The sequence below is a fragment of the Bacillus sp. AY3-1 genome (genome assembly GCF_008368785.1).
GTDB classification, from domain to species: Bacteria; Bacillota; Bacilli; order Bacillales; family Bacillaceae_G; genus Bacillus_A; species Bacillus_A wiedmannii.
The window spans coordinates 1-8399 of record NZ_QORZ01000044.1 but is presented as its reverse complement, the minus strand read 5'-3'; the positions used below and the strand labels follow the sequence as shown (position 1 = coordinate 8399).

The window sequence follows — 8399 nt, the reverse complement described above, 5'->3', positions numbered from 1 at the left end:
TCAGTTTTCAAAGAACTGCTTAGTCGCTCATTTGCGACTCCCTTATGTTAACATCTTCATGTTTCAATGTCAACTAAGTTTTTCATTTCGTTTGCCGCGTTCTGCGTTATTGCATCGGCGACTTGTTCTATATTACACCTCTATATCCTAATCGTCAATACCTTTTATCCTTTTTATTTTATAAATTCTAAAGGGTATTGAACCCTCTTCATTTATACTCCGTTACTAGAGATTAATAAACTGGTGCAATCACTTTCATAATCGACAGTTTATACTTTCTTACTTACACCTTTCTAAAGAATGAATAGCAAGCCAAACAAATATATATTAAAGGTAGCACTTTTTATTTCGAGTACATTCCAGCTGTATTCACAATTATCTCCTACCACTTCTCTCTAGGAATTATAAATACACCATGCATTTACTAAAAATCTAATTAACTTAGGAGGCGTTATGAAATGCATGTTAATAAGAAGATCATTTATGTATCCCATGATGCCCATTTCCACGGAGCACAGCTGCTTTCTTTACATACTATTAAAGCTCTTAAAGAAAACTTTCATTACTCCGTCGCAATTATTTCTATTGGAACGGGCATTTTAATCCACGATTTTCAAAAGTATGGTCCTGTTTATTGCCTAGAGGAAGACTACCCAACAGAAAACAGAGTCGAATTATTAATAAATAAGTTACTATCTCAAAATTATACCATCGCCATATGTAGTACCGTCATAAGTGGTGATATAGTTGCATTACTAGCTAAACACAATATAAAAGTTATTTCATTAATACATGAATTGCCGCATTTAATACAACAGTACTCTGCCGAGGGGAAAGCTAGAAACATTGCCCAGTTTGCTTACAAAATTGTCTTCCCTTCACAGTACGTGTATGAAAAATTCCGTACAATTACCCAATTAGATCATCAAAAATGTCACATCCTCCCTCAAGGCTTGTTTAACCACAATCCTTATAAGAACAATATTGCAAAGGCTAGAAGCGAATTACGAAAAAAACACAACCTGCCTCTAGATAGCAAAATCATTTTGGGAGTAGGTTTTGCTGATCATCGGAAAGGGATAGATTTATTCTCACTTATTGCTTACTCAGTAAGAAAGGTTCATACGAATATTCATTTTATCTGGGTCGGGAGAACAGATGTTCATTTCTTTAACACGCTATCCCCAAGATATACAGCACATTTCACATTAGTTGAGCCCACTCCAGATATCGGTTTATATAACGCCGGGGCTGATTTATATTTATTAACTTCAAGAGAAGATCCTTTTCCAAACGTTGTTTTAGAGGCATTAGATACAAAAGTCCCTGTTATAGGGTTTAAAAACGCTGGAGGTTTTGAAGATGTTGTTACGGAACAAACTGGCGCCTTAGTAGACTTTTTAAATTTACCGCAGGTGCTGGAAAGAATATATGAATTTATTGGAGATGAAGACTTACGATTACAAAAAGGACGCTTTGGCCAAGAGCTTATTGAAAAAGATTTCAACTTTCTTCATTACATTTATCAACTGTTAAACCTACTTGATCATAATTACAAAAAAATAAGCGTAATCATACCAAACTATAATTACGAAAAACACTTACCTGACCGAGTTAAATCCATATTAAACCAAACCTATCCCCTTTACGAACTAATTTTCCTAGACGATGCCTCTACTGACAATAGCGTATCTATATTTGAACAGCTGCTCTCAAACGAAAATAAGCCCCACCTAAAAGTTCAGCAGATTATTAATGATACAAACTCTGGTTCTGTATTTAAACAATGGATAAAAGGCGTCTCTGCAGCAACCGGTGATTATATTTGGATTGCAGAGGCTGATGACTTATGTGATCAGACATTTTTAGAAGAAGTAACACAAGGGTTTCATATAAATGGTGATGTTACCTTAAGCTACACACAATCAAAACAAATAGATGAACAAGGAAATATCCTAGCCAATCATTATTTAGATTACACAAATGATATTGATAAAGAAAAATGGAAAAGTTCTTATTTTCGAAAAGGGAGAGATGAAATACAAGATACATTACTTATCAAAAACACCATACCTAATGTCTCAAGTGTAGTTTTTAAAAACATAGATATAAAAACTACAGAAAAACAATTAGAAAAGTTTAAAGTAGCTGGTGATTGGTTTTTCTATGTTTCTATTCTTAAAGAGGGGAACATTTATTTCAATCCAAAACCGTTAAACTATCATAGACGACATACAAATAGCGTAACGAGAACAGAAGATTCATATTCCCATTACAGTGAAGTTGTACAAATGCAGAACTTCATTAAAGAAACCTTTACTATCGACGACATTTCAAAAAAGAAAATGTACACATATAGAAAGTACCTTAAAGCATATTTGAAGATTTAATGATATATTTTCTTCGCCATCAGTATCTCTTGTAAAACGTTACTATCATTTAAGGAGGGTTACTCTTTGAAAGAATTTATAGAAGCAAATAAAGATTTGCTTTCTCGAATTGCACACAACTACAATGTAAATGCAAGTATCCATCCAGAGGATCATATCTTTCAATTCCTTGTCACTAATCCAGTCTTCCCATCTAAAAAAGAAGCGATAGATTATTATTTTCAAGATGGGAGAAAATCCGCAGAAACACTCTTAGATTTAATTACTTCCTTTTATCCCCCTATAGACACTCCAATAAAATTATTAGAATTCGCATCCGGATATGGCTGCGTAACACGTCATTTATTAAACCTACAAACAAACTTAAGTATAACTACCTGTGATATACATGAAGAGGCTATTACTTTTATTGAAAACGCATTAAATACTTCTTCTATCTTATCTCACCCTGAACCTGAACAAGTAAAATTGGCCTCGTCTACGTATGATATCGTCTTTTGTCTATCCTTTTTTTCTCATATGCCTGATACAACTTGGTTTCGTTGGCTTCAAACATTGTATAATGCTGTTTCTCCTGAAGGCTTACTCATTTTCACAACTCATGGTTATCAAAGTAAAAAGTACTTCAGCTTTCCAGATTTAAATAAACAGGGTTATTGGTTTCTCCCTTCTAGTGAACAATTAGATTTAGATGTTCATCAATACGGGCAAACGATCGTTAGTCCCTCTTACGTATGTGACAAAATTAAATTATTACCCTATAACCCTGTCATCAAAAAATACACTGAAGGTTTTTGGTGGGATCATCAAGACCTTTGGGTAATAAAAAAAGAAATAAAATAATAAACCACGCTCTACTTATACAAAAGTAGGGCATGGTTTATTATTTTTTACTATATATGAACTCTTCAATCCATAGCTTATTTAATCTAATTCCACTTTTGAAATCTATTTTCGGTTCCCAATTACATTCTCGTCTTACTCTATCTATATTTAAAATGATTTTTTGAACATTTTCTTGCCTTTGTTTATAGCAGGTAAAGTCCACTTTTCTTTCCGTTAATTTCTCCAATTCTACTATAATTCGTTTTAAAGAGAGACCCTTGCCGCTCCCTATGTTATACACACAAGATTTCAAACGATTTAATTGTGATAGTTGTATAGTGATTTCAACTAAATCATCGATATAAATATAATCTCGAATAATCTCTTGTGGATTCCCATATATATTAATCTTTTCATTACTGAGATGCTGATACAAAAAACAATTTATTGCCCCAACTTTCTTTAAAGGATTTTGATATTTTCCATATGGATTAGAATATCTACATACAACATAGTCAATTCCGTATTTTTTCTTATAAAAGTATAAGTAATTTTCAAGCGATACTTTTGTTATTCCATAAGGAGAAAGTGGTTTTAATGGATGTTCCTCATCAATAGGTAAATATTCCGGTTCACCATAAACCGTGCCTCCAGAAGATGCTAATACAATTTTTTTAACAGGAAAATTTTTAACACTTTCCATGAAGTTAAGAAAAAAAAAGCTACTGTTTATATCTCCGAAAACATCTTCAATTGAAGTTGCTACATTAGACGTTGCAGCTAAATAAATAATAACATCCACATTCACTAAAGCTTTATATATATCTTCAACATTTGCTAAATCACCTTTAATAAATTTAACATCACTTATAATATTTTGAGGAAAATTATTTATATGTCTGGAAAATACTTTTACATTTTGACCTTGTTTCAATAAACCTAATGCGAGGTTAATACCAATGAAACTATTTCCACCTACTATTAAATAATTATTCTTCCTCATAATATCCTCTCTAGTAATAAGATTTTTGCTTATCACACCTAGAAATTCAACTAAATGAACTTGGTCACTTCTATTATTCATCCTCTTATCATTGTATGCTTCCTATAAAATTTCATTATCTTTATTTTATATTTTCCTTTTAGAATCGCTATCTTATTTAAGCTGACCGCAAAAAACACTCATACTATTTACTCATTCCCATGAATATATTGGATTAGTAAAAACTTCCCTTCTCCATAAATAAAAATTTCAAAAAGGAGGACTACATGTATGAAGAATGTAAATCAAGAGCTTTTAAATCATGTAATCCTACATAAAGATCGAATCCCACATTTCCATAAAGACTTTCCACTTATACTATTCTGGAGCCATAGAAGCGGATGTACCGCCTTAGCTAATTGGTTCTTTTTTCAAATTGGATTGTTTAATGAAGCAAAGAAATACCATGACTTTATTCATTACTATGAATTCTGGGTGTATAAAAACAACACTAACTACATACCAGAGTTACAAAATGGGCTTCTAACAGCAAATAAAGATGCTTGTAAACTTGTACGGAATCCCTACAAAAGGGCCGTCAGCTCATTTTTATTACTTGCTGACAATCCATATGCTAGCCCTCAATGGGAAAATATCCGCCACTATTTGTATAATGACAAATATAGTAACCGTGGAGTATCATTTAAACAATTTTTATATTACATTCGAGCATTGGGTTCAAATTCCCTAGCAATGGACATACATTTTAGTCAGCAATACGTTCCAGGTGAAGAAAATTTCATCCAATACTATATTCCTTTAGAAGATTTTAATACACAAATCACTAAGATAGAACACACGTACGATTTGATTAAATCCAATTTAGCGCTTCTTACAAATTCAGATCATCATCGGGCTCATAAGATGCTTTATACAGGAAGTTATGCAGAACTCAGCATTACAGATGCCACCTTCCCTCGCTTTCCAACATATGAAAGCTTTTATGATGAAGAAACAATGGCGTTAGTTACAGAAATATATGCACAAGACTTTGAAATGTATCCGTACACAAAAGGGATATTTTAAGTCGATACATTCTTCAATGAATAAAAGCGAATGTATCGCATAGCATAAAGTGAAACTTTAATTAGCGAGGGGTTCTCTCCCGCTAATTATTCCATTCTACCAATCTCACTTTTGTGGGTTCCCTAATTTCCATCCCACTCTCTTTGATTTCACTGATTGTTGACGTGTGTGTCATATGCATTTTTTTACACAGGAGTGATGTCATGTGGAAGGTAATTTGAAGCACAATAATGGATATTGCGTTATCTGTGAGAAGGAAACTACATTTATAGAGCATAATGATTGGCTTAGAGATCATTACTTATGTTCTACATGTCACTCTATACCAAGGCAGCGAGCTATAATCCATGTTTTAAATACATTTTTTCCTAAATGGGGTTCCTATCATATCCACGAATCCTCTCCTGGGGGAATTACAACTCAGCTACTTATAAAAAACTGCAAAAACTATACGTATTCTCAATACTTTAAAAACTATCCTCTCGGCCAATACTTTCAAGGAATTAGATGTGAGAACTTAGAAGATATGACTTTCCAAAATGAATCTTTTGATTTGTTCATTACTCAAGATGTCTTTGAACATGTAATGGAGCCAAACAAAGCCTTTAAAGAAATAGAACGTGTATTAAAGGCTGGCGGTGCTCATGTGTTTACTGTCCCTTGGTATCATACACTCACAAAGACTTTACAAAGAGCAAGAATCAATAAAGAAGGAATCGAATATATTGAGGAGCCAATTTATCATGGTAATCCTATTGATGAGAACGGGTCTTTAGTAACATTTGATTGGGGTCAAGATATGATTGAATATATTTATACACATGCAAATATGTATACCATTGTTTATTTACAAAAGGATAGATCACTGGGGTTAGATGCTGAATTTCTACACGTTTTTATTAGTAAAAAACACGAAAATAATTTTTAGGTACTATATAATTTGGAGGTTAACAAATGAATAACTTCAAGTTAGGAAATGATTTTGATAACCTTGTTAGCCCGCTTTCTGATGTTGAACTTCTAAATCTATTTATACAAAGTTGCTCACAAACAAAGATAAACGGCATCCCAGTACCTATGTTCCCCCCTGAAGAAATTCAACAACAGTTTGTAGGTGCTTCCTATGAACATGCTCTTTATGAAGCATATTTGTTTTATAGCCATGTAAAAACGTATGCCCAAAATTTAGGTGTCCCCTTGAATAAAGAACGTAAAATTCTAGACTTTGGTTGCGGATGGGGAAGAATTATACGTTTCTTTTTCAAAGATGTTCGCGATGAAAATTTACTTGGTATTGATGTAGATCCCCTCATGATTACTCTTTGTAATGAAACGTTAGGAAGAGGGATATATAAAACAGCCAACCCACAACCTCCTGTAGAATTTATTAATGACAATTCATTAGATATCATATTCGCTTATTCTGTATTCTCACATTTATCCGAAGAAACAGCAGAAAATTGGATAAAGGAATTTTCAAGAATTCTTCGTCCAGGTGGCATCTTCATCGCCACAACACAAGCACGCTATTTTCTCGATTTCTGTCAACAATTCAAGGAACACCCTGAATTAATTCAAACCGGGTGGCATAAAACTTTATCTCAAGCGTTTCCAGATATAAATCGTGCTATCTCGGATTATGAAAGCGGCAATTTTGTCCACAGCCCTACGGGAGCTGGAGACGTTAGAAATAGTAGCTTCTATGGAGAAACCGTTATACCTAGAACTTATATTAAAAATCGCTATGAGAAGTATTTAAAGCTACGGGATTTTTTTGATGATACAAACCGGTTACCCCAAGCTCTATTTGTTCTCCAAAAAGATTAACTCTTTTCGCTCATTGTATAATGAAGATCATTTTGTATCTCAGCCGTATATATTAAATCATCAAAGATTTCCATATCAAGCAAACTGTACAAAAGAATTCATTATGCAGCATAAACACAGTAAGTAAATAACATATCTCATGCTTTAACTAGATTCGAAAAATCAAAAGTAACTTCCCACCACTTGAACTACGAAGAACATAAGGGGGATATATCTTGAAAATAATCGCTTTTTACTTACCACAGTTTCATCAAATAAAAGAAAATGACCGATGGTGGGGGAAAGGGTTTACTGAATGGACAAATACTAAAAGTGCACGACCTTTATTTTCAGGACATTACCAACCTAGAGAACCTTATCAAGATTTTTATTATGACTTAACCACCCCATCCGTAAGAAAATGGCAAGCAGAAATCGCCAAAGCACATGGCATATATGGTTTTTGTTATTACCATTACTGGTTTAAAGGGAAGAGGCTATTGGAGGCACCCTTTAATGAGGTGCTTAAGACGGGCGAACCAGATTTTCCATTTTGCCTTTCTTGGGCAAATGAACCGTGGACAAAAACTTGGGATGGTCTTGATAGTCACATATTAATGCCTCAAAATTATGGAGAATTATCGGATTGGAAAGAACACTTTGAGTATTTATTGCAAGCTTTCCAAGATGAGAGATATATCCGTATAGACGATAAACCACTATTCATTATTTATCGTCCCGGGCATATCCCTCATTGTGAACAAATGCTTAATTATTGGAATACACTCGCACAAGAAAATGGTTTGAAAGGTATATACTTTGCAGAAACATTAAACAGCTTTCCACTTCCTAATATAAATGGATTTGATGCTAGCATTCAATTCGAGCCTTTTTATACAATTGCTCATGATAGCTCTTCAGACATAAATAAGACAATATATGAGTCTGGTAAACAAATAAACGCTTGGGATTATGATAAAGTGTGGATGTATATACTAAAGCGATCTCCTCCAGAGAAAAAAACATTTCCTGGTGCCTTTGTTGACTGGGACAATACAGCACGCCGCAAAGACTTAAATAGCAGCATCTTCCTAGGTTCTACTCCTAGGAAGTTCACGATATATTTAAGCAAACAAATCCAGCGTACCTATTCTCTTTACAACAGCGAGTTTTTATTTATTAATGCGTGGAATGAATGGGCAGAAGGTACTTACTTAGAACCAGATAAAAGGCATGGATTCGCCTATTTAGAAGGAGTTAAGCAGGCAATTAACAGGGGTATGAAAGCATACAAAAAAGACGAGTCATTC

7 protein-coding genes are annotated in these 8399 nt (G+C 33.7%); 6 read left to right on the top strand and 1 reads right to left on the bottom strand.

Annotated features, from left to right (window positions below; translation table 11 throughout):
• The first annotated feature begins 458 nt into the window (after nt 1–458).
• Both DN389_RS28085 and DN389_RS28080 read left to right on the top strand, forming a co-directional pair.
• Nucleotides 459–2390: a glycosyltransferase gene (locus DN389_RS28085; protein ID WP_149237851.1), complete on the top strand. Its 1932-nt coding sequence runs from the start codon at nt 459–461 to the stop codon at nt 2388–2390.
• A 66-nt stretch (nt 2391–2456) separates the two neighbouring features.
• On the top strand, nt 2457–3233 hold the full coding sequence (locus tag DN389_RS28080; protein WP_098191391.1) for a class I SAM-dependent methyltransferase: 777 nt from the start codon (nt 2457–2459) through the stop codon (nt 3231–3233).
• Nucleotides 3234–3273: 40 nt separating this feature from the next.
• Here DN389_RS28080 and DN389_RS28075 read toward each other — a convergent pair whose 3' ends face one another.
• Entirely contained in the window at nt 3274–4218 is a 945-nt protein-coding gene (locus tag DN389_RS28075; RefSeq protein ID WP_098191390.1) for an NAD-dependent epimerase/dehydratase family protein, read from the bottom strand.
• Between the two features lie 270 nt (nt 4219–4488).
• Here DN389_RS28075 and DN389_RS28070 point away from each other — a divergent pair, with 270 nt between their 5' ends.
• From DN389_RS28070 to DN389_RS28055, 4 genes are all read left to right on the top strand, one after another.
• Complete coding sequence (locus DN389_RS28070; protein WP_060486338.1) at nt 4489–5283, top strand: sulfotransferase family 2 domain-containing protein; 795 nt, start codon at nt 4489–4491, stop codon at nt 5281–5283.
• 205 nt (nt 5284–5488) lie between these two features.
• Nucleotides 5489–6211, top strand: a complete 723-nt coding sequence (locus DN389_RS28065; RefSeq protein WP_046953675.1) for a class I SAM-dependent methyltransferase — start codon at nt 5489–5491, stop codon at nt 6209–6211.
• 26 nt (nt 6212–6237) lie between these two features.
• Nucleotides 6238–7110 carry a class I SAM-dependent methyltransferase gene (locus DN389_RS28060; protein WP_046953676.1) on the top strand — a complete coding sequence of 291 codons (873 nt, stop codon included), beginning with the start codon at nt 6238–6240 and terminating at the stop codon, nt 7108–7110.
• A gap of 215 nt (nt 7111–7325) precedes the next feature.
• The coding region (locus tag DN389_RS28055; RefSeq protein WP_149237850.1) for a glycosyltransferase WbsX family protein at nt 7326–8399 on the top strand (1074 nt) is incomplete at its 3' end.

Excerpts from the sequence above, each read along its gene's own strand:
- DN389_RS28085 (WP_149237851.1), top strand. The coding sequence starts at position 459 with ATGCATGTTAATAAGAAGATCATTTATGTATCCCATGATGCCCATTTC.
- DN389_RS28070 (WP_060486338.1), top strand. The coding sequence starts at position 4,489 with ATGAAGAATGTAAATCAAGAGCTTTTAAATCATGTAATCCTACATAAA.
- DN389_RS28075 (WP_098191390.1), bottom strand. The coding sequence starts at position 4,218 with ATGAGGAAGAATAATTATTTAATAGTAGGTGGAAATAGTTTCATTGGT.
- DN389_RS28060 (WP_046953676.1), top strand. The coding sequence starts at position 6,238 with ATGAATAACTTCAAGTTAGGAAATGATTTTGATAACCTTGTTAGCCCG.